The 369-nt window shown below is 48.5% G+C and carries 1 protein-coding gene; it reads right to left on the reverse strand.

Features of this window, described 5'->3' with window-relative positions; genetic code table 11:
• Positions 1-369 (reverse strand): mucin-binding protein (locus tag ACLUWI_RS10400; protein ID WP_412147249.1); only part of this gene is annotated, 369 nt, incomplete at both ends.

The raw sequence follows: 369 nt of genomic DNA on the forward strand, positions 1-369 counted from the left end.
TGAAGAGTGGTTTGGATCAACGTTTTCACGATGGTGCTTGAAGATTACCGTGTAGGTTTGGTCAGTCTTGTCATCATTATCGAATTTCTCACCAGCTGGGAAGTTGTCCTTGAACAGTTCATAGCCGTCGCCTTCAAACTTCTTGATGCCTTCAGCCGTGCTGTATGGAATCGTTTCATCCGTGTAGCCGTCCAAATCATCCTGACGCAACAGCTTGTCAGTTTCACCATCAATGTATTGAACATGAACCTTTTGCGCGTCAGCCGTGTAGATGACCGGAACCGTTGGGCCTTGTTCGGCATCGCTGTTGGAACTGCGCTTTACTACCGCTTCACTTGGCGTGTAGCCGGCAATCGTTGGTGAAGTCAA

Source organism: Limosilactobacillus mucosae (genome assembly GCF_046939755.1).
Taxonomy (GTDB): Bacteria; Bacillota; Bacilli; order Lactobacillales; family Lactobacillaceae; genus Limosilactobacillus; species Limosilactobacillus mucosae_A.